19 protein-coding genes are annotated in these 18,402 nt (G+C 73.1%); 18 read left to right on the forward strand and 1 reads right to left on the reverse strand.

All coding sequences use genetic code 11. The features are described 5' to 3' along the window. Window positions 1-61: 61 nt before the first annotated feature. Window positions 62-1,225 (forward strand): FAD-dependent oxidoreductase, encoded by a 1,164-nt coding sequence (locus ACGF3C_RS27865; RefSeq protein WP_393226566.1) that lies wholly within the window; start codon window positions 62-64, stop codon window positions 1,223-1,225. On the opposite strand, the gene ACGF3C_RS27870 is transcribed toward ACGF3C_RS27865, so the two are convergent. Further along, window positions 1,195-1,659, reverse strand: a complete 465-nt coding sequence (locus tag ACGF3C_RS27870; RefSeq protein ID WP_357234112.1) for an NUDIX domain-containing protein — start codon at window positions 1,657-1,659, stop codon at window positions 1,195-1,197. The genes ACGF3C_RS27865 and ACGF3C_RS27870 overlap by 31 nt on opposite strands. Before the next feature lie 140 nt (window positions 1,660-1,799). On the opposite strand from ACGF3C_RS27870, the gene ACGF3C_RS27875 reads away from it, so the two are divergent. From ACGF3C_RS27875 to ACGF3C_RS27955, 17 genes are all read left to right on the forward strand, one after another. Further along, the gene (locus tag ACGF3C_RS27875) at window positions 1,800-2,612 is read left to right on the forward strand and encodes an LppM family (lipo)protein (RefSeq protein ID WP_393226568.1); all 813 of its coding nucleotides are present in this window, start codon (window positions 1,800-1,802) and stop codon (window positions 2,610-2,612) included. A gap of 143 nt (window positions 2,613-2,755) precedes the next feature. Continuing rightward, on the forward strand, window positions 2,756-3,091 hold the full coding sequence (locus ACGF3C_RS27880; protein WP_355007395.1) for a hypothetical protein: 336 nt from the start codon (window positions 2,756-2,758) through the stop codon (window positions 3,089-3,091). An 11-nt stretch (window positions 3,092-3,102) separates the two neighbouring features. Next, the gene (locus ACGF3C_RS27885; protein ID WP_355007394.1) at window positions 3,103-3,711 is read left to right on the forward strand and encodes a glycine zipper family protein; all 609 of its coding nucleotides are present in this window, start codon (window positions 3,103-3,105) and stop codon (window positions 3,709-3,711) included. Beyond that, window positions 3,708-4,406 (forward strand): carboxypeptidase regulatory-like domain-containing protein, encoded by a 699-nt coding sequence (locus tag ACGF3C_RS27890; protein ID WP_357227504.1) that lies wholly within the window; start codon window positions 3,708-3,710, stop codon window positions 4,404-4,406. Before ACGF3C_RS27885 ends, ACGF3C_RS27890 begins: the two co-directional genes overlap by 4 nt. Before the next feature lie 23 nt (window positions 4,407-4,429). Then, window positions 4,430-5,680, forward strand: a complete 1,251-nt coding sequence (locus tag ACGF3C_RS27895; RefSeq protein WP_393226570.1) for a phage tail sheath family protein — start codon at window positions 4,430-4,432, stop codon at window positions 5,678-5,680. 1 nt (window position 5,681) lies between these two features. Next, on the forward strand, window positions 5,682-6,164 hold the full coding sequence (locus ACGF3C_RS27900; RefSeq protein WP_030327509.1) for a phage tail protein: 483 nt from the start codon (window positions 5,682-5,684) through the stop codon (window positions 6,162-6,164). Next, the gene (locus tag ACGF3C_RS27905) at window positions 6,139-7,581 is read left to right on the forward strand and encodes a hypothetical protein (RefSeq protein ID WP_393226571.1); all 1,443 of its coding nucleotides are present in this window, start codon (window positions 6,139-6,141) and stop codon (window positions 7,579-7,581) included. Before ACGF3C_RS27900 ends, ACGF3C_RS27905 begins: the two co-directional genes overlap by 26 nt. Then, window positions 7,581-8,453 (forward strand): hypothetical protein, encoded by an 873-nt coding sequence (locus ACGF3C_RS27910; protein ID WP_357227510.1) that lies wholly within the window; start codon window positions 7,581-7,583, stop codon window positions 8,451-8,453. Before ACGF3C_RS27905 ends, ACGF3C_RS27910 begins: the two co-directional genes overlap by 1 nt. Continuing rightward, on the forward strand, window positions 8,450-10,042 hold the full coding sequence (locus ACGF3C_RS27915) for a contractile injection system protein, VgrG/Pvc8 family (RefSeq protein WP_393226573.1): 1,593 nt from the start codon (window positions 8,450-8,452) through the stop codon (window positions 10,040-10,042). The genes ACGF3C_RS27910 and ACGF3C_RS27915 overlap by 4 nt, the downstream gene beginning before the upstream one ends. Next, entirely contained in the window at window positions 10,042-10,380 is a 339-nt protein-coding gene (locus tag ACGF3C_RS27920; RefSeq protein WP_355007388.1) for a hypothetical protein, read from the forward strand. Before ACGF3C_RS27915 ends, ACGF3C_RS27920 begins: the two co-directional genes overlap by 1 nt. Then, window positions 10,377-10,811: a GPW/gp25 family protein gene (locus ACGF3C_RS27925; protein WP_357199255.1), complete on the forward strand. Its 435-nt coding sequence runs from the start codon at window positions 10,377-10,379 to the stop codon at window positions 10,809-10,811. The genes ACGF3C_RS27920 and ACGF3C_RS27925 overlap by 4 nt, the downstream gene beginning before the upstream one ends. Continuing rightward, the gene (locus ACGF3C_RS27930; RefSeq protein ID WP_393226575.1) at window positions 10,808-13,480 is read left to right on the forward strand and encodes a putative baseplate assembly protein; all 2,673 of its coding nucleotides are present in this window, start codon (window positions 10,808-10,810) and stop codon (window positions 13,478-13,480) included. The genes ACGF3C_RS27925 and ACGF3C_RS27930 overlap by 4 nt, the downstream gene beginning before the upstream one ends. Continuing rightward, window positions 13,461-13,976: a phage tail protein gene (locus tag ACGF3C_RS27935; protein ID WP_328654054.1), complete on the forward strand. Its 516-nt coding sequence runs from the start codon at window positions 13,461-13,463 to the stop codon at window positions 13,974-13,976. The genes ACGF3C_RS27930 and ACGF3C_RS27935 overlap by 20 nt, the downstream gene beginning before the upstream one ends. Continuing rightward, complete coding sequence (locus tag ACGF3C_RS27940) at window positions 13,973-14,902, forward strand: hypothetical protein (RefSeq protein ID WP_393226577.1); 930 nt, start codon at window positions 13,973-13,975, stop codon at window positions 14,900-14,902. The genes ACGF3C_RS27935 and ACGF3C_RS27940 overlap by 4 nt, the downstream gene beginning before the upstream one ends. Next, a complete protein-coding gene (locus tag ACGF3C_RS27945; RefSeq protein ID WP_393226579.1) occupies window positions 14,899-15,360 on the forward strand; it encodes a hypothetical protein in 462 nt (153 codons plus the stop codon). Before ACGF3C_RS27940 ends, ACGF3C_RS27945 begins: the two co-directional genes overlap by 4 nt. A 30-nt stretch (window positions 15,361-15,390) precedes the next feature. Then, window positions 15,391-16,146, forward strand: coding sequence for a hypothetical protein (locus ACGF3C_RS27950; RefSeq protein WP_355007383.1), 756 nt, complete (start codon window positions 15,391-15,393; stop codon window positions 16,144-16,146). Window positions 16,147-16,196: 50 nt separating this feature from the next. After that, a complete protein-coding gene (locus ACGF3C_RS27955; RefSeq protein ID WP_393226580.1) occupies window positions 16,197-18,401 on the forward strand; it encodes a hypothetical protein in 2,205 nt (734 codons plus the stop codon). The last annotated feature ends 1 nt before the right edge of the window (window position 18,402 follow it).

Raw genomic sequence — 18,402 nt, forward strand, 5'->3', positions numbered from 1 at the left:
CCTCCCTCCCGGTGGTCCGGAGGTAGTATCGCTCTTCTACAGATGTAGAAGGAGGGTCGACATGGACGACTCACACGCGGTGGTGGTCGGTGCCGGCATCGGCGGGTTGAGCGCGGCGCTCGCCCTGCACCGGCACGGGTGGCGGGTCACCGTGCTGGAGCGCGCCCCCGAGATGCGCGAGGTCGGCGCCGGCCTGAGCCTGATGGCGAACGCGGTGCGCGCGCTGGACGCCCTCGGCCTCGGCCCGGCCCTGCGCCGGGGCGGACACGGTGAGGCGCCCGGCGGAATGCGCGACCGGCACGGGCGGTGGTTGTCCCGGGTGGAGGCCGCGGAGATGATCAGGCAGCTGGGCACCACGGCGCTGGGCGTGCACCGGGCCACGCTGCACCGCACCCTGCGCGAGGCCCTGCCGGCGTCGTCCCTGCACACCTCCGCCACGGTGGAGCACGTCGAGTCGGGCCCGGACAGCGCCGAGGTGCGCTATCAGGGCCCTGACGGCCCGCACACGGTCACCGCCGATCTGGTGGTCGGCGCCGACGGCCTGCGCAGCCGGGTCCGCGCCCAACTCTGGCCGCGACACCCCGGCCCGGTGTACGCCGGATCGACGACGTGGCGGGCGGCCATCGCCTTCCCCGATCCGATCCCGGCGGCCATCACCTGGGGGCCGGGAGCCGAGTTCGGCATGGTGCCGATCGGCGACGGCCAGCTCTACTGGTACGGCGCGCTGAACGCCCCGCCCGGTGGCCACGCCCCCGACGAGCTGACGGCCGTGCGGGAGTACTTCGGCGATTGGCACGACCCCATCCCGGCGCTTCTCGCGGCAACCCCACCCGACGTGGTGCTGCGCAACGACATCCACCACCTGGCCGAGCCGCTGCCCTCGTACGTGCGGGGGCGGGTGGCGCTGCTCGGCGACGCGGCCCACCCGATGACGCCCAACCTGGGGCAGGGCGCCGGGCAGGCGATCGAGGACGCTGTGGTGCTCGGCGCGGTCTGTGCCGGCGGCGCAGGGCACGTGCCCGCTGCCCTGGCGGCGTACGACGAGCAGCGTCGACCACGCAGTCAGTCAGTCGCCCGTGCCTCCTACGTCGCCGGACGGTTCGGACAGCAGCTGCACAACCCGGTCGCCTTCGCGATGCGGACCGTCGCTTTGCGGCTCATCCCGAGCCGGCTGGCCCTGCGCAGCATGGCCCGCTACGCGGACTGGCGACCGCCGGCGGGCTGAGCCGGCCCAGCGATCCGGCCGGTGGCCAGGGCGGCGTACTCGGCCGAGGCGAGGAACTCGGTCAACACCTCCACGGTGCCCGGCGTCCAGGGACGACCGTCGAGCACGTCGGCACCGGGGACGAAGAGCATCGCCGCACCCTCGCCGAGCACCACGTCCTCCTGCCGGGCCCTGGTGCTGCCGAGGAAGTAGTGCTTCACCCGGGCCAGCTCGGGCAGCGACTGCACGGCGACCGGTTGCAGTGGACCGTCGGCCCGCAGGCCGGTCTCCTCCAACAACTCCCGCTCGGCGGTCTGCTCCGGCGTCTCCCCCGGCTCGCCGTGGCCACCGGGCAGCCCCCACACGTTCGGGTGGTGCGTCGCGTCGCCGTCGCGCAGTTGCAACAGCAGCTGCCCGTCGGGATCTACCAGCAGGACGCACGCGACAATTCTCATCCGGCCAGACTACGGCCGGCGAGGAGCCGTCGTGGCCCCAAAGCTCCAGAATAGTCATTCGGGGCGTCGGCGGAACTAATCAAAGGCGACAGTGCGCCGGTACAATCGGCGACTTCGTTGTGACCGATCGCTGACTGCTGATGGTGAAAGCGATCACACACACTGAGCCCATGAACAGGAGAGTCAACCGCGGTAGGGCACTCCGCGTCGCGGTGTGCCTCCTTCTTCTCGCCGCGCTGAGCGGCTGCATGCAGCTCAACATGGGGTTGACCGTCAACGCCGACGACACGGTCGACGGGCAACTTCTGCTGACGGCCCAGAAGTCCGTTCTGAGCAGTCGTAACAAGAACCTCCCGGTCGCCTTCGCGGAGTTGCGGCAGAACATCCCCGCCCTGCCGGCCGGCGAGGAAACCCTTTACCAGGACGACACTTTCTACGGCTCCCAGATCAGTTACCGCAAGGCGCCGCTGGCCGGTTTCGACACCGAGAGCGTGAAACTGGTCAGGGACGACGATCTCTACCGCTTCACGCTGCCGCTCGATCCCAAGAAATATGGCGGAAAGGTTGCGGAGCAGAATCCACAGAACCAACAGGCGTTCCTCAAGCTCATGTCGTTCGAGATCTCGGTGACATTTCCCGGCCGGGTGATCGAAAGCAATGGCACCATCAACGGCCGGTCGGTCAGTTGGAAGGTCGATCCCAACCAGGACAAGCCAGCCGAGCTGCGGGCCGTGGCCGAGGCGCCACCACGACCGTCCACCTCGCCGGTTGCCGCCGGCGAGGAGGACGACGGCGGATTCCCCTGGCTGCTCGTCGTCGGCGGTGTCCTCCTCCTGCTGCTGCTCGCCGCGGTGGTCGTACTCCTGATTCGCCGCCGTCACCCCGCGGCGCCGGCGGCGCCCGGTCCGACCCCGCCGCCGGGCCCTCCCGCCGGTGCCCCGGGGCCTGGCTGATCCACCTGGTGGCCGGCTCGGCCGGCCACGCCCGGCCCCGGCCGCCCCCGAGACGACGGCGACCGGCCCCGGTGCTCCCCGCAGGGGCACCGGACCTCACCACCACCACATCCCGGTCGCACCATCGCAGAAGGGGGATCGTCATGAACGATCTCTTCACCTGGGCAGCCCTGGGGACCATCGCCGGCGCGAGCGCCGCCACCCTGCTGGCCACCAACGTCATCGGCGGGCTGATCGGCCCGAGCGGCGACAAGCTCCGCAAGTGGATCGCCATCGCCATCGCGTTGCTGCTGTCCTACGTGACAGCGGCGTTCGCCGACGAGGCCGGCGGCGAGAAGTGGGTCATCGCGTTCTTCAACGCGCTGGTCATCTTCTCCGCCGCGCTCGGCGTCAACCAGTTCCCGCCCGGCAACCGACAGGCGACGCCGACCCAGGTCGCGAGCGGTCGTGAGCCCCGAGTCTTCCGTTCCTGGGTCTGAGGGGTGCCGTCATGGTCTTCGGAATTCTCAGCGCAGCCGCTCACGTCGGCTTCGGCGCCCTGCTCGGCTTCCTCGCCGGTGGCCCCATCGGGCTGCTGATCGGCGCCGTCGTGGGCCTGGTGGTCGGCGCGGTCTTCGGCTGGTCGGTGGCCTCCGCCGGGGTGTACGGCTCGGACGCCCGCGGCATCTTCCTCTTCGTCGTCGACCACACCTGGAGTCTGCTCAACACTGTCGTCGGCGCGATCTACCTGACGGTGCACCTGATCTTCGGGCACTCACTGGACCGGCCCACATCACTGAACAGCGGCCGGGTCAGCGTCGTGGAGGGAGTCTCGCCCCGCTACGCCACCACCATCGGCACCGTCTGCGCCGGCTCCAGCTCCGGCATCCAGCGGCACGAGGACGTGCACATCTTCCAGGGTCGTCTGCTCGGGCCGCTCTACATCCCCCTCGTCCTGGCCAACTACGTCCTGTTCACCATCGCGCCGGTGTGGCTGCTCTACCACGACCACACCAACGCGCCGATCAACCGCTTCACCCGGTACTTCGAGATCGGCGTCTACCCGCACGTGTGGAACGAGGCCATCGCGTACCGGATCCAGGGGACGCCGCCGCGATGACCACCCACGGGCGCGGACCGATCGAGAGCGCCACCGCCGAGCTGGTCGCCTGGGTGACCAGCGCGGCGGGGGAACCGGTCCCGATCGGCCCGCCCCGCGCGTGCGACGACGCCGACGGGCTCACTCTCTGGCCCCTCGAACTGCGCCCGGCCCGGCAGACCCGCTCCAGCGGCGCGGTCCGCGAACCGTACCGGTTCACGGTCCGCCACCTGCTCTGCGTCACCGGTCCGGCCGGGTTGCCCCGGCTGGACCGGGTGCTCACCGCCGCGACCAGCGACGGCAGTTACCCGGTCGTACTGGAGGCCGGTGATCCACCGCTGTGGACGGCGTTCGGTACCGCGCCCCGACCGGCGCTGCTGATCGACGTGGCGGCGCAGGTGGACCACCCCACTCCGGCCGCGCCGCCGGTGCTGCAACCGCTGCGGTTGCGGCAACTCGACGTGCGCAGCCTCAGTGGGCGGGTCGTCGGCCCCCAGGAGCAGCCACTGGCCGCGATGCGGGTCGAGCTGCCCGCCACCGGCTCCGCCACCCGCACCGACACCGAGGGCCGGTTCCTGATCGTCGGTGTCCCGCACGACCCCGAGCACCCGAGCCCGGTCCGGCTGCGGCTGAGCGGACGCGGGCTCGTCCTCACCGCCGACGTCGACCCGGCCGAGGACGACATCGTCATCGTCTGCGCGCCACCGACCCACTGACACCCACAGGCACAGGAGGACCGATGCCCAGTTACTTCTCCCCCGGCATCTATGTCGAGGAGGTCCCCAGCGGCGCCCGACCGATCGGGCCGGCGAGCACCAGCATCGCCGCTTTCGTCGGCGTCGCCCCGGACCGCTCCGCCCACCTGGGCAAGGCGGTGCCGGTCAACAACTGGACGGAGTTCCTGCGGCTCTTCGCCAGTGGGGAGCGGGTGGAGAGCACCCCGTTGGCACGGGCGGTCTTCGGCTTCCTGGACAACGGGGGCGCCCGCTGCTGGGTGGTCAACGTCGGCGAGGGTGGCGCGATCACCGGCTCCGGGCAGCGGCGCGGGGGTCTGCAACTGCTGGAGGCCGTCGACGAGATCTCGATCATCGCCGCGCCCGGCTTCCACGACGTGGTGTCGCACGAGGCCCTGCTCAGCATGGCCGAGCGCACCCGCACCATGGTCGCGATCTGCGACCCGGCGCCGGACATCGACGACATCTCCGCGTTGACCCGGGTGGCCACGCCGTCCTCCGGCAAACCCCCCAAGCCCGCCGAGGGTACGAGCGGCGGTCCCGGCGGCGGCGCGGCCCAGCCGGGCGGCTCCGGCGGCCACGAGGGGGCCGCCTACCGGCCGCGCCAGTCCGAGTTCGGCGCGTTCTACTACCCCTGGCTGCGGGTGCGCGACCCGATCAGCGGCGAGTTGGAACTCACCCCGCCGAGCGGGCACCTGGCCGGCATCTGGGCCCGCACCGACGCCCTGCGCGGGGTGCACAAGGCGCCGGCCAACGAGCCGGTGCGCGGCGCCGTCGACCTGGGCTACCTGGTCACCCGACCGGAACACGACGTGCTCAACCCCAAGGGTGTCAACGTGATCCGCTACTTCGCCGGCGAGGGCATCCGCGTCTGGGGCGCCCGTACGCTCGCCGCCGAGGCCAGCGAGTGGCGCTACCTCAACGTCCGACGCCTCAGCATCGCCATCGAGCAGGCCATCGCCAACGGCACCCGGTGGATGGTGTTCGAGCCCAACGACTTCACCCTCTGGCGTTCGATCCGGCGCGACATCGGGGCGTTCCTCACCCGGGTGTGGCGCGACGGCGCGCTGCTGGGGCGCAGCCCGGAGGAGGCGTTCTTCGTCAAGTGCGACGAGGAGACCAACCCGCCGGACGTCCGCGACGCGGGCATGGTGATCGCCCACATCGGCATCGCGGTCGTCAAGCCCGCCGAGTTCGTGGTGTTCAAGCTGAGCCAGTGGGCCGGCGGTACCGAGACCGAGACGATCGGAGGCTGACATGCCCACCACCGCCACCCCGCAACCCGGGGCCCCGGTCGACCCGTACCGGGCGTACAACTTCCGACTGCTCATCAACGGCGTCACCAACGGCCACTTCACCGAGATGACCGGGTTGGAGGTGAACATCCCCGGGCAGCCGTACCGGGAGCACGGCCTGGGTCGGATGCGGATGGTGCCCGGCCAGGCCGAGTACGAGCCGGTGACGCTGCACTTCGGCCTCACCGCCTCCCGCGAGTTGTGGGACTGGGTGAACGCCACCGCCCAGGGCACCCTCAACCGGCGCAACGTCTCCGTGGTGCTGCTCGACTCGGTCGGGACGGCCGAGGTGCTGCGCTGGAACCTGATCGACGCCTGGCCGACCCGGTGGCGCGGGGCACACCTCAACACCCTCAGCCACGAAATCGCCATCGCCTCGCTGACCCTGCGCTACGAGGGCCTGGAGCTGGAGACCGGCGGTGCCACCGCGCCGACGCCCGCGTAGCTGGCTGGCCGGCCGACTCCGCTCGGCGGCCGGAGCGGTGCAGCGCCTCGCCGGGCGGGTCGAGCCCGCCGGCCACCTTCCGCCCCCGTCGCAGACGCCCGAGGCGGCCCCACGCCGTTTCGGAGAACCGCCGCGGCACTGGCTTGACCTGGTCGCCGCCCACGCGCCCGGGCTGCTGCACGACCTGGACCTCGACCCGTCCCCAGCCGGCAACGCCGGGGTCCGGGACGGCGGACAGGGCGAACCGACCGGTCGAATCGAGGCCGACGGTGCGGACCCGGTCGCGAACGCCAGGTCCGGCGGGCTCAGCGGGTCCGGCGGGTCCGGCAGGCTCGGCGGGCTCGGCAACGAGGGGGGTGTGGGCGGTCCCGGTGCGCGCGGGGACAACGGGCCGACCAGGTCGCGTGCCGAGGGCCGAACCGGCAGGGCGGGCCGTCCGTCGCGAGCCGGTGACCAGCCCGACGGTACGCGGACCGGTGCTGCCGGCCCGCCCGGCGACGGAACGCCCTCGTCCAACTGGGACCTGACCACCCCGCCGGCGGGATCCACCTGGCCGGACGCGTCGACCCCGCCAACCGGATCGACCTGGCCGGCGGAACCGGGCGCGGCGGTGCCTCCGGTACGGCGGACGACCCGGGTCGACACCACAGCCTTCGACGCCACGGCCCACGACACAACGGCCCACGATGCCGCGACCGTCGACAGCACGGCCCTCGACGCGAGCGGGCTGCCCAGGGCGGACGGACCCCTACCGCCGGTCCGTTCCATGGTCTTCGGGCCGCACGATTCGCCGAGCGACCGCTCGCACCGGGCTGAGGCCACCCGAACCATCTCACACCCGCGCCTGGACGCACGGCGGTCCGGCGAGGTCGACCGCCGGCGTTCCACCGCGCGACGCACCACCGACCGGCTCCCGGGTGACCGCGACGGGTTCGGGGGCCACCCGGACGGTCAGCCCTGGCCCCGGGCGGACCGGAGCGGGCACCCGCGTGGTGATGCGCAGGACGCGGCCTGGACGTCTCGAGGGGACTCGGCGGCTGTGCGGGGCAGCGACGGGAACGGGCCGATCCGGGGAGGGGTCGACGCATCCTGGAACGGGTGGACGGCGACGAGCGCCGGGAACCCGTCGGCCTCTGCGCGCGGTGACCTGGATCGCCTGGCGGACGGTGGACCGTGGCTGGCCCTGCCCGGTGAACCGGCGCCACCCGGGCACCCGGCCGCACGGCGCGACGCAGGGACGGCCGCGGCCGGCGGCGGACGACCGACGGGCATCGACGGGCCGCCGCCCGGCGCGGCGGCCCGGAGCGCCGACCCGTGGCCGGCACTGCCCGACGACTCCGCGCTGTGGTCGGTCGCCGGGGCGGCGCTGGACGCCGCCCAGCTGACCCGACTGGACCGGGAACAGGCGGGTGACTGATGGAACGCGTCGCCTTCCTCATCGACTCCTCCGGCGTTCGGGTGGACTGCCTGCTCAACCCGGAGACCGTGCAGGTGACCCGGCTCGCCGGCGTACGGCAGCGGGGTGCCGGCGGCGGGCAGCTCACCGGGGCCGGTCTGGCCGACGACCCGCTGGTCTTCACCGGTGGTGGCCGTACCGAGCTGGTGCTCGACCTGCTCTTCGACGTCGACTTCGTGGAGGCGCAACTGCGTCCGGCCGACGTACGGGTGCTCACCCGTCCGCTGTGGATGTTGGCGGAGAATTCCACTGCCGAACATGGCTGGCTGCGACCGCCGTTGGTCCGGTTGGTCTGGGGCAAGACCTGGAACGTGCCAGGTGTGATCGTCGCGGTGGCGGAACGATTCGACGCGTTCACCGGCACCGGGTCGCCGCGGCGGTCCTGGCTGCGGCTGAAGCTTGTCCGCGCCGCCGAGACGGCCGATCAGGCCGAGGCCGGCTTCGCCGAGGAGCTGGCCGCCGCGAGCACCCCGACCGCCGCGCCGGGCAGCGCGGTGATCGCCGCCGGTGACGGCGCGGCCGAACCGGGTCGCTCCGGCGTGCGTTTCGACCTGCTGGCCAACGACGCGCTGGGCTCGCCGCTGCGCTGGCGGCTGCTGGCCGAACACAACCGGATCACTGACCCCCTGGCCGTGCCGGCCGGCACCACCCTCGCCGTGCCACCGAGCGCCGGCACCGCTCCGGTGACCGGTTTGGCGCGGGCGGTGGCGGGTGTGGTGGGCGCGGGAGCGTCGTACCTGGGCGCCTCGATCGCCAACGCGCCGTGGAACGCGCCGACCGACCCGGCCGCCGCCGCCCCGAGCGCGTCCGGCAGTCCCGGGGGTACGCCGTGACCAGCCTCGCACCCCGGGCGTTGGTCGTCCTGCTGGACGGCGTCGAGCTGGTCGGCGCGGCTCGTCAGCGGGTCCGTTCGGTGCGGGTGGCGGCCCGGCTCAACCAGCCCACCCAGGCCGAGCTGGTGCTCGCCACCACCGCCGGGACCGGCGCGTTCGACCCACCGGTACGCCCCGGCACGGCGCTCGACGTCCGGCTCGCCGACCACGCGGACGCCCTGTTCACCGGTGAGGTCACCTGCGTGGAGGTGGAGTTCGCCGCCGACGGGGCGGCGGTGCTGCGGTTGCGGGCGTACGACCCACTGCACCGGCTGCGCAAGCGGCAGGGCTTGCGGGTCTTCACCTCGGTGACCGCCGTCGAGCTGGCGCAGGAGTTGTGCGGCGCGGTGGGGCTGGCGGTGACCGCCGAGGTCGACGGCCCTCGGTTGGAGCGGCTGCTCCAGCACCGGCACAGCGACCTGGAGCTGCTGCGCGAGGTGGCCGGCCGGGCCGGGCTGCACCTGGCCGCCGACGGTGACGGTGTCCGGCTGGTCACCCTCGCCGGCTACGGGGAGCCGGTCACGTTGACGCTCGGCGCGGGGGTGCACAGCCTCCGGGTTTCCCTGAACACCGACCAGGCCAGCGGTGCCAGTGCGGCCCTGGGCTGGCACCCACAGCGGGCGGAGGTGATCAGCCAGCAGGTCGACGAGGCGCGCTGCGGCCGACCCGCCGACGACCGCCCGGACCCGGCCGACGTGGGCGCCGATGGCGTTCGCACCGCAGTGGACCAGCCCGGCCGCAGCGACGACGAGTTGGCGGCGCTGGCCCAGGCCCGACTCGACAGCCGCGCCGCGGCGCTGGCAACGGCCGAGGGGGTGGCCGAGGGCGACCCGGCGCTACGCCCGGGCCGCCGCGTCGACCTCGGCGGGGTGCCCGACCCGGTCGCCGGGACGTACGTGCTGACCGAGGTGGTGCACACGGTGGACGGCAACGGGCACCTGACCCGGTTCTCCACTGTGCCGCCGACCACCCCGGCGACCCCGACCGGCGGCGCGGTGGTCACCCTCGGCAGCGTCACGGACGTCGCCGACCCGGACGGGCTGGGCCGGGTCCGGTTGACCCTTCCGGCGTACGGGGACCTGGACGCCGGCTGGCTGGCCGTGCTCTGCCCCGGGGCCGGGCCGGGCAAGGGCCTGGTGGCGCTCCCCGATCCGGGCGACACGGTGCTCGTGGTGCTGCCCGGCGGCGAGCCGGCCTCGGGCATCGTGCTCGGCTCACTGTTCGGCGCGGTCGAGCCGTACGACGCGGGCATCGACGACGGAAAGGCCCGCCGATGGACGATGCGCACCTCCGGCGGCCAGTCGATCGTCGTCGACGACGTACGGCGCAGCCTGCGGCTGGGCACCGAGGGCGGCAGCTTCCTGGAGCTGACCCCCGACCTGGCCACCCTGCACGCGGCGTCCGACCTGGTGATCTCCGCGCCCGGCCGGGCCATCGTGGTGCGCGCCCGCAGCGTGGACTTCCTGCACGCCGCCTCGACCGAGGACCCGACCACCGCGGCGGAGCAGGCCCGAACGCTTGCCCGCGCCCACCACGAAGGAGGCGGCTGATGCGCTGGATCCACCGGGACTCCGTGATCACCTGCGATCACGACGGCCGGGTCGAGAACCGACCCTCGCGGGAGTGGGTGACCGTCACCGGTGTGCCCGTGCTCGTCGACGACGACCCGGAGGGACGCAAGATCGTCGCCTGCCCGAACTACGGCCCGACCATCAAGCCGTGCACCACGACACTCACCGTGCGCGTCGGTTACAGCGACTGGGTTCGCGTCGACGGGCACCGGGTGGTGCTGTCGCACCTGGAGGGGTTCACCAACGGCACACCACCGGGGCTGGTCAAGCACACGGTGCGCGACCCCCGCCAGCAGTTTCTGGGGGCGGACCGATGAGGGCGTTCCGCTTCGTCGGCGCCGGCTTCGACGCCGGCCGGACCGGCGGGTTGGCGCTCACCGCGGCCGGCGGCCTGGCGATGACCGATGGCGACGAGAGCGTACGGCAGGCGCTGTTCCTGCTCCTGTCGACCACGCCGGGCGAGCGGCTGATGCGACCCGGGTACGGCTCCCGGCTGCACCGGTTGGTCTTCGCGCCCAACGACGACACCACCGCCGGTCTGGCGATTCACTACGTCCGGCAGGCCATCGCCCGGTGGGAGCCCCGGGTCGAGGTGATCGACGTGGACGCCGGGCCGGACCCCGACGACGCGTGGCGCCTGGTGATCCGGTTGGACTACCGGGTGCGGGCCAGCCTGACACCCGGACAACTGGTCTTCTCCGTGGATCTGCTCCCCGTCGACGAGCCCGCTGAGGGAGGAGCGTCATGACGCTGCCCGTGCCGCACCTGGACGATCGCGGTTTCCTCGACCTGGTCACCGAGGCCCGGGAACGGATCCGGCAGTCCTGCCCGGCGTGGACCGACCTGTCGGCGCACGACCCCGGCATGGCGCTGGTGGAGACGTTCGCACACCTCACCGAGGTGATGATCTACCGGTTGAACCAGTTGCCGGAGAAGGCGTACGTCTCGTTTCTGAACCTGCTCGGGGTCACCCGCCACGCGCCGACAGCGGCCTGGGCGGACGTCCGGTTCACCCGTACCGGCACCGACCGCGGTGCGGTCCGGATCCCGGCCGGGCTGCGGGTCGCCGCGGCCCGGGGCGCGGACCCCCGGCCGGTCGTGTTCGTCACCACCGAGCCGACGCTGCTGCCCGCCGACGAGACGTCGGTGACGGTACGGATGCACCACTGCGAACCGGTCGAGGCGGAGCTGCTCGGGGTGGGCACCGGCCAGCCGGGGCAGGTGCTGCGCGCGACCCACGCGCCGCTGACACGCACCGCCGAGGCGCTGGACCTGCTGCTCGGGGTGGAGGTGGCGGCCGGCACCGTCGAGCTGGGCGCGGCGGCCCGCGAGCACGACGGCCGCACGTTCGAGATCTGGCAGCCGGTCGACAGCTTCGCCGGGCTCGGTCCGCAGGCCAAGGCGTACCTGGTCGACCGGTGCTCCGGCACTGTCATCTTCGCCCCGGCCCTCGACCTGCGACCACCCGCCGGGACGACGCCGCACGGCGAGGCCACCGCCGACGCGGCCGCACCGACGAGCACCGCGCCGCCGGTGACCGTCGCGGCGGTGCCACCGGCCGGACGGCAGATCCGGCTCTGGTACCGCGCCGGTGGCGGGCCGACCGGCAACGTGGCGGCGGGCACGCTGACCAGCCTGCGCGACCCCCTACCCGGGGTACGCGTGGACAACCCCACGCCAGCGGCCGGCGGCCGGGAGATGGAGGCACTGGAGTCGGTGCTCCTGCGCGGCCCGTACGAGTTCTTCGCCCAGCAACGGGCGGTCACCGCCCGCGACTTCGAGGTCCTCGCGACCAGCTCCGGCGCGGTGGCGCGGGCGCGGGCGTTCACCCGCGCGGCGGTGTACAGCTTCGCCCGGCCGGGCGAGGTCGAGGTGGTGCTGGTGCCGTACGTGCCGGAGGCGGCCCGACCGGGCGGGCGGCTGCCGGTGGCGGTGCTGCGCGAGCACGAGGTGCCCGAGGCGCGCCACCGGGTCGAGGCGGACCTGGAGGAACGCCGGATGGTCGGCATTCGCTCCCGGGCCACCTGGGCACGGTTCAAGGCGGTGTCCGTGCGGGCCCGGGTGGTGGTCCGCCGGGAGGAGGACGTGGACGCGGTCCGTCGCCGCATCCACGACCGGCTGCACCAGACGTTGAGTCCGCTGCCCACCGCGCTCAACCCGACCGGCTGGCCGTTCGGCGAGCCACTGCGGGCGTCCAACGTGTACCGGCTACTGGAGCACGCCGAGCCGGGGGTGCGCTACGTCGAGTCGGTGCGGTTCGTGGTCGACGAGGCCCCCGACGCCGACGTCCGCGCCCTCGCCGTGGACCAGTACCAGCCGCGCACCTGGTACGCCGGGCGCGGCCCGGTGCTGTTCCGCTCCAGCAACGGCGGCGCGGGTTGGGAACCGGCCGGTCGCTTCGACGACGAGACGGTGCTGCGGGTGGCGCCCGCGCCCGCGCCGGTACGGCCGGGCATCGTCGCTCGTCCCGGCTCGGTGGCCGTGGTGACGCTGCGCGCCTCGGGCGGCTCCCGGGTGCACCTGAGCACCGACCTGGGCGAGACGTGGTCGCTGCTCACCGACCTGGACTCGCGGATCTCCGACGTGGCCTGGCTGGACCGCGACGGCGCGGGCGCGCTGCTGGTGGCCACCGACACCGGCCTGTACGAGGTGTCGCTGCTGCCCGGGGCGGTGCCGTTGCAGATCCTGGTCGACCCGTCCGACGCCGACCGGGGCTTCTACGCGGTCCGCACGTTCGTGTCCGAGCGTGGTGCGCCGGGGGTGGCGGTGGCGGCGCAGGCCAGCTTCGGGGTGTACCTGTCGACAACCGGCGGCCGACCCGGCAGTTTCACCCACGTCGGCCTGGCCAACGTGGACAACCGGGTCCTCGCCGTGCAGTACGACGGCCCGGCCACCCTGCTCTGGAGCGGCGCGGGTGAGCCGGATCCGAAGAAGCCCGGGCAGGGCTGCCACCGCACCCGGCTGTTCGAGTCGGATGTGAAGTGGCAGTCGATGCAGAGCGGGTGGATCGGCGGCACCTGCCGGGACCTCGCGTTCGTCGGTCAGCAGGCGGTGGCGGCCACGCAGAGCGGTGGGGTGCTGCGGCTGGACACCCTCGCCGCCCAGCCGCAGTGGCAGGCGGTGTCGGTCAACTGCGGGTTGCCGTTGCGGGACCGGACCCGGTTCGTGCCGGTCGACGCCATCGCGGTGAGCGGCCCGACAGCCGGGGGTGCGGCGGCCGGCGGCACGGGCGCGGCGGAGCGGCTGATCCTGGCCAGCGGCGAACGCGGCGTGCACCGCAGCGCCGACGCCGTCACCTGGACGCCCAGCGCCAACCAGGCCACCGCCGACGTGGTGACCGTCCCCGATACCTGGCTGCTCTGCTCCGGCGAGCACGACATCGAGGTGGTGCGCCAGGATGCGACGTTCGGCGATTGAACGGCTGCTGCCCGCCGCCTACCAGCGGGCCTGCGTGCCCGGCAGCGTGCTCTGGGCGCTGCTGGACGTGATGGAAGGGCTGCACGCCCCGGACGAGGCGATCCTCGCCGAGGTGGACGCGCTGTTCGACCCGTACCGGGCGCCGGACGGGCTTGTCGTGCGGTTGACCCGCTGGGTGGCGATGGATCACGTGGTGGCCTCGCCCCGGCCGGACACCCCGCTGCCGCTGCCGGTGGGTCGGCTGCGCGACCTGGTGGCCAACGCCGCCCTGCTGGCCCGCTGGCGCGGCACCCCGTACGGGATGCGCCGGGCCCTGGAGTTGGCCACCGGGATGTCGGGCTTCGCCATCGACGAGCCTCCCGAGCGGGCCTTCCACGTCGTGGTGCGGGTGCCGGTCGCCGCCGCCGGTCAGCTCGCCGTGATCACCCGCATCGTCGAGGCGGAGAAACCTGCCTCGGCCACTGTCGAGATCGTCCTGGAAGAGGAGTCGTCATGACCACCGAGTGGGCGGTCGTCGCCGCCGCCGAGCAGTTCACCCTCGACCCGCGCAACAGCGGCGAGCTGACCTTCACCGTCTCCAACCCGGGCAACGCGCCGGACACCGTGGTGTTCGACGTGGCACCCGGTGACGGCTCGCAGCGGGCCTGGTTCACCGTCGCCGAACCCCAACGCGTGGTACCCGGGCAGGGCTCGGTGTCGTTCCTGGTCAAGCTCGCGGTGCCGGCCGGCACCGCGCCCCGGCGCTACGACATGACCGGGTTCGCGTACTCGGCCAACACCGCGCCGGAGGAGAGTTCCCGCTCCAGCGGCCGGGTCACCTACGAGGTGCGGGCGGTCGCGCCGCCACGGCGTACCCCGTGGTTGTGGATCGCCGCCGCGGCGGCGTTGGTACTGGTGGTGGTCGCCGTGGGGGTGGTGTTGCTGACCCGCGACGGCGAGCCGACCCCCGGCGAGCCGCGGGTGGTCACCGTCGAGGCGGAGAGCCTGGTGGAGGGCGCGCTGGTGGAGTCTCCGAAGAAGAGCGCCGCGAAGGTGGAGGCGCAACCCAACTGCTGCGGGGTGACCTGGTCCGGCGACAAGCAGTTGTTCTTCCAGGGGTTGGCCATCGGCGACAAGGTCACCGTGACGGTGCAGATCCCGGCCGACGGCACCTGGCGTTTCGCCACCGTACGTACGACCTCCCTCGACTACGCCAACACCGTCTTCGTCATCGACGGCCGCCAGGTCGGCGGGACGTTCCTCGGCTTCACCCCGACGGTGCGGAAGACGGAGTTCCTGGACGTCGGCACGGTCCAACTCACCAAGGGCCCTCACCAGGTCACGCTCCTGGTGGTCGGCAAGACGCAGGGCACGAACCGCTACTTCGCGGGCGTCGACGAGATCCGGTTCACTGAGATCGTGGCTCAGGCCGTGGCGCGATGAGTGGACGGCAGAAGGCGCTGCTGGGGCTGTTCGCCGTCCTGCTGGTGGCGCTGTTCGTGGTAGCGGTCGGGACGGGCCGCGACGACCGGGGTGATCCGGGGGCCCGGCACGGGTTCGTCGACCGGTTGGGCGCGCTCGGCGGCGAGCGTTCCGCCGTGGATCCGCTGACGGTCAGCGCCGACTGCGCCGACGAGACGGGCCGACTGGCGTTCTCCGGCAGTTGCGTGGTGCGGGTGGCGGACCCCGGCGGGCTGCGCACCCTTGTGCTGCGCAGCGCGGCACGGTTCACGGTCGTCGCCCCGGCGCCCGGCGACGCCGACCTCACCATCCGCGACGAGGTCGAGCCGGCCGCGGACGGCACCGGCGCGGTGGCGAAGATCGCCGTCGACCAGGCCACCGAGGTGGGCCTTGCCTGCCCCGGCCTGGGCGGCTGCACGGTCGTCGTGGCCACGTCCTGAGTCGACAGGGACCGAGAGGAAGGTGCCGCCGTGGGTGACCTGCGCAAGCCGTTCCTGCTGATGGCCATGCTCGCCATCGTCCTGGCGATCGGGGTGGAGCTCGGCGCTGGGCTGCTGCTCGGCGGCGCCGACGCCGGCGCGGCCCTCGCCGACAGCGCCGGCGCGCTGGACGTGGAGATCGACGACGTGTCCGGGGTCAGCGAACCGTCCGGTCGGGGCACCGGCTACCTGGCTCTGATCGACGCGGTGGCGGTCTGGAGCACCGGGCTGTTCTGCCTGGGGCTGCTGCTGCCCGAGCGCGTCCAGGGTCGGGTGCAGGGCGTCGCCAGCCTGATCTTCTCGATCATCCTGATCATCGTCGGGTTGGTCGCGCTGGTCGTCGCGTTCGTCGAGCTGATGATCATGGTGTCGCTGTTCCTGGCCGTCCCGTTCGGCACCCTGGCCTACCTGGCGCTGTGGGGGTTCTTCCCGGTCGGTGAGGCGGCGGTGCTGCTCGGGCTGGTGCTGCTGCTCAAGCTGGTGTGGGCCGGGATGCTGGTGCTGGCCCAACCGCGTTTCCTGCAGAACAAGGGCCTCGTCCTGCTGATCCTCACCACCCTGCTGTGCACTGTCGTGCTGGAGTTCCTGCACAACCTGGTGCCGGTGATCCTGGTCAGCATCGTCGACGACGTGGCGGCGCTGGTCTTCGCGATCATCGCGATCATCTGGGGCCTGGTGCTGTTGATCGGCTCCATCCCGGCGATCGTCAAGGCCATCCGGGTAACGGCCGCCCTTCCGAGCCGTTGACCTTTGCGGTATCGGCAGCGCCTGGGTCGATTGTCTGTGACCCTGACGGCGTGGACGAGACGCCGGGCCGCGACGCCGTGGAGCTGCGCGTGCACGGCATCTCCGGCGTCACCGCCGAGCGGATCCTCGACCACCCGATCGTGACCCGGGTCGCCGGGAACACGCATGCGGGCTTCTTCCGGCCCCGGCCTGGCAGCGGCACCGCCGGCGGAGCCACCGACGGGGTTGCCGTCGAGGCGTACCGCTGGGGTTCGCTGACCGCCGGCGCGGCGGTACGGACGGCCTCGATGTTGCTGCTGCTGCCCTTCATGTTGAGCAACCTGGCGATCTGGCTCCGGCCGGCGGGGCACGACAGGTGGGGGCTGCTCGGCCTGCTGTGCCGGGTGCTCGCCGGCACCCTCACGGCCACGTTCGTGCTGGCGGCGGTGGGCGTCACACTCGACCTGGTCGGCTGGCAGTGCGTGCCGTACCCCGGGTGCCGGGCCAGCCGCCCCTACCTGGCCTGGCTGCACACCCTCCCGACCGGGCCCCGGCTGGCCCTGCTGTCGATCGTTCCCCTGCTGGCGCTGTGGGTCGTCTGGGCCATCGGCACCCGGTCGGCGCGGGCCTTCGAGGGGTTCGGCCCGTTGGCGGCGCAACCCCGCTCCGACGACCGGGACCAGAGCCTCACCGACGCCGGTTTCTGGCAGGACGCGCACGTCACCGGTTGGCTACGGCAGGTCCACGTGGTGCTCGGCATCGGGACGCTGAACGTCGCACTGCTGGCCGGCGTCGCACCGGGCGGGATCGGTCACGTCGTGCTGTTCGTGATCGCCGTCGGACTGCTCGGGGCGGGCGTGGTGCTCCTCGCCCTGCCCGTGCCGACCAGCCCGGTGCGGGCCCGACGGATCCTGCGAACCCTGTGGGCGACCACAGTGCTGACGACCGTGTTGTGCCTCGGCTCGGCCACGCTGGCGGACGCGACACCCTCCGGCTCGGGCAAGCTGCCCGGGTACGAGGGCGCCGCCGCCGGGGTGGTCGCCACGCAGGGTGTCCTGCTCGTCGTGCTCACCGTCGTCACGTACACCCGCCAACGTGCCGCCCGCGGCGACGAGCGCCCCGTCCTGCGCGGGCTGGGCACCCCGGTCATGGCCGCGGCGGCGGTGAGCGTCGGCGCCGCCTTCACCGCGACTCTGGTCTACCGCGTCGCCGACGCCCTCGACCACGGCGACATCCCCGACCCGATCCGGCCCAACCCGCCGATCGTCGGCCCGCTGGACCCGCCGGTGGCCTACTGGTGGGCAGCGCTCGCCGGGCTCGCCGCGCTGCTGATCGGCGCGGCGGTGACCTCCGTGACCCTCCTGCTGAGTCGGCGACGGCGACGGCGGTTGGCGGCACGGATCATCGAACGGGACTACCCCGACGTGCCGGCGGCGGACGCGCACCGGCTGCGCGTGGTCCGGGAGACCATCGCCCGGTCCCGGGTCACCGAGGAGCTCGGCCCGGTGCTGCTCGCGTTCCTGTTGATCGCGTCGCTCGGGCTGGCCACCGTCGCCTTCGACGTGATCGGGATCGGTCCCACGCAACTCGCGGACCGGCTGGGCGGGGACGGCCGCGCGGCCGTCGTGCTCGCCTACGTCACCGACGCCGGTGTCTGGGTGATCAGCCTGCTGGTGATCTGCCTGCTGATCCTCGGGTTCCGCGCGTACCGGTCGGCGCAGACCCGGCGGGTGGTGGCGGTGCTGTGGGACCTCGGCACCTTCTGGCCCCGGACGGTCCACCCGTTCGCGCCGCCCTGCTACGCCGCCCGCGCCGTCCCGGAGCTGGCGAAACGGGTCACCGGGCTCACCGCGCGGGGCCCGGTGGTCATCTCCGGGCACAGCCACGGCTCGGTGCTCGCCGCCGCCACCATCCTGCACCTGCCGCCGTCCGTGCTGACCCGGGTGTCGCTGTTGACCTACGGGTCACCGCTGCGGCGCACCTACGCGCGGCTCTACCCCGCGTACTTCGGACCGCGGACGCTGCACGACCTGGGTGGGCGGATCGGGTGGCGGTGGCGCAACCTGTGGCGGGACACCGACCCGATCGGCGGGCCGATCTTCCCTCCGGGCTCGCCCGGAACACCGCCGGACGTCGACATCCGACTGCGTGATCCCCGCAGCCTGACCATCGACCCGGCGGACACCGTGCCGCCGCCGATCGAAGGACACTGGCCGTACCACACCCAGGCCGCGTACCAGGTCGCGATCCGTGAGCTGATCGACCGGTCCGGCTGAT

The organism is Micromonospora sp. NPDC047762, from assembly GCF_043204655.1.
Taxonomy (GTDB): domain Bacteria; phylum Actinomycetota; class Actinomycetes; order Mycobacteriales; family Micromonosporaceae; genus Micromonospora.

Excerpts from the sequence above, each read along its gene's own strand:
- ACGF3C_RS27865 (WP_393226566.1), top strand. The coding sequence starts at position 62 with ATGGACGACTCACACGCGGTGGTGGTCGGTGCCGGCATCGGCGGGTTG.
- ACGF3C_RS27870 (WP_357234112.1), bottom strand. The coding sequence starts at position 1,659 with ATGAGAATTGTCGCGTGCGTCCTGCTGGTAGATCCCGACGGGCAGCTG.
- ACGF3C_RS27875 (WP_393226568.1), top strand. The coding sequence starts at position 1,800 with ATGGTGAAAGCGATCACACACACTGAGCCCATGAACAGGAGAGTCAAC.
- ACGF3C_RS27880 (WP_355007395.1), top strand. The coding sequence starts at position 2,756 with ATGAACGATCTCTTCACCTGGGCAGCCCTGGGGACCATCGCCGGCGCG.
- ACGF3C_RS27885 (WP_355007394.1), top strand. The coding sequence starts at position 3,103 with ATGGTCTTCGGAATTCTCAGCGCAGCCGCTCACGTCGGCTTCGGCGCC.
- ACGF3C_RS27890 (WP_357227504.1), top strand. The coding sequence starts at position 3,708 with ATGACCACCCACGGGCGCGGACCGATCGAGAGCGCCACCGCCGAGCTG.
- ACGF3C_RS27895 (WP_393226570.1), top strand. The coding sequence starts at position 4,430 with ATGCCCAGTTACTTCTCCCCCGGCATCTATGTCGAGGAGGTCCCCAGC.
- ACGF3C_RS27900 (WP_030327509.1), top strand. The coding sequence starts at position 5,682 with ATGCCCACCACCGCCACCCCGCAACCCGGGGCCCCGGTCGACCCGTAC.
- ACGF3C_RS27910 (WP_357227510.1), top strand. The coding sequence starts at position 7,581 with ATGGAACGCGTCGCCTTCCTCATCGACTCCTCCGGCGTTCGGGTGGAC.
- ACGF3C_RS27920 (WP_355007388.1), top strand. The coding sequence starts at position 10,042 with ATGCGCTGGATCCACCGGGACTCCGTGATCACCTGCGATCACGACGGC.
- ACGF3C_RS27925 (WP_357199255.1), top strand. The coding sequence starts at position 10,377 with ATGAGGGCGTTCCGCTTCGTCGGCGCCGGCTTCGACGCCGGCCGGACC.
- ACGF3C_RS27930 (WP_393226575.1), top strand. The coding sequence starts at position 10,808 with ATGACGCTGCCCGTGCCGCACCTGGACGATCGCGGTTTCCTCGACCTG.
- ACGF3C_RS27935 (WP_328654054.1), top strand. The coding sequence starts at position 13,461 with ATGCGACGTTCGGCGATTGAACGGCTGCTGCCCGCCGCCTACCAGCGG.
- ACGF3C_RS27940 (WP_393226577.1), top strand. The coding sequence starts at position 13,973 with ATGACCACCGAGTGGGCGGTCGTCGCCGCCGCCGAGCAGTTCACCCTC.
- ACGF3C_RS27945 (WP_393226579.1), top strand. The coding sequence starts at position 14,899 with ATGAGTGGACGGCAGAAGGCGCTGCTGGGGCTGTTCGCCGTCCTGCTG.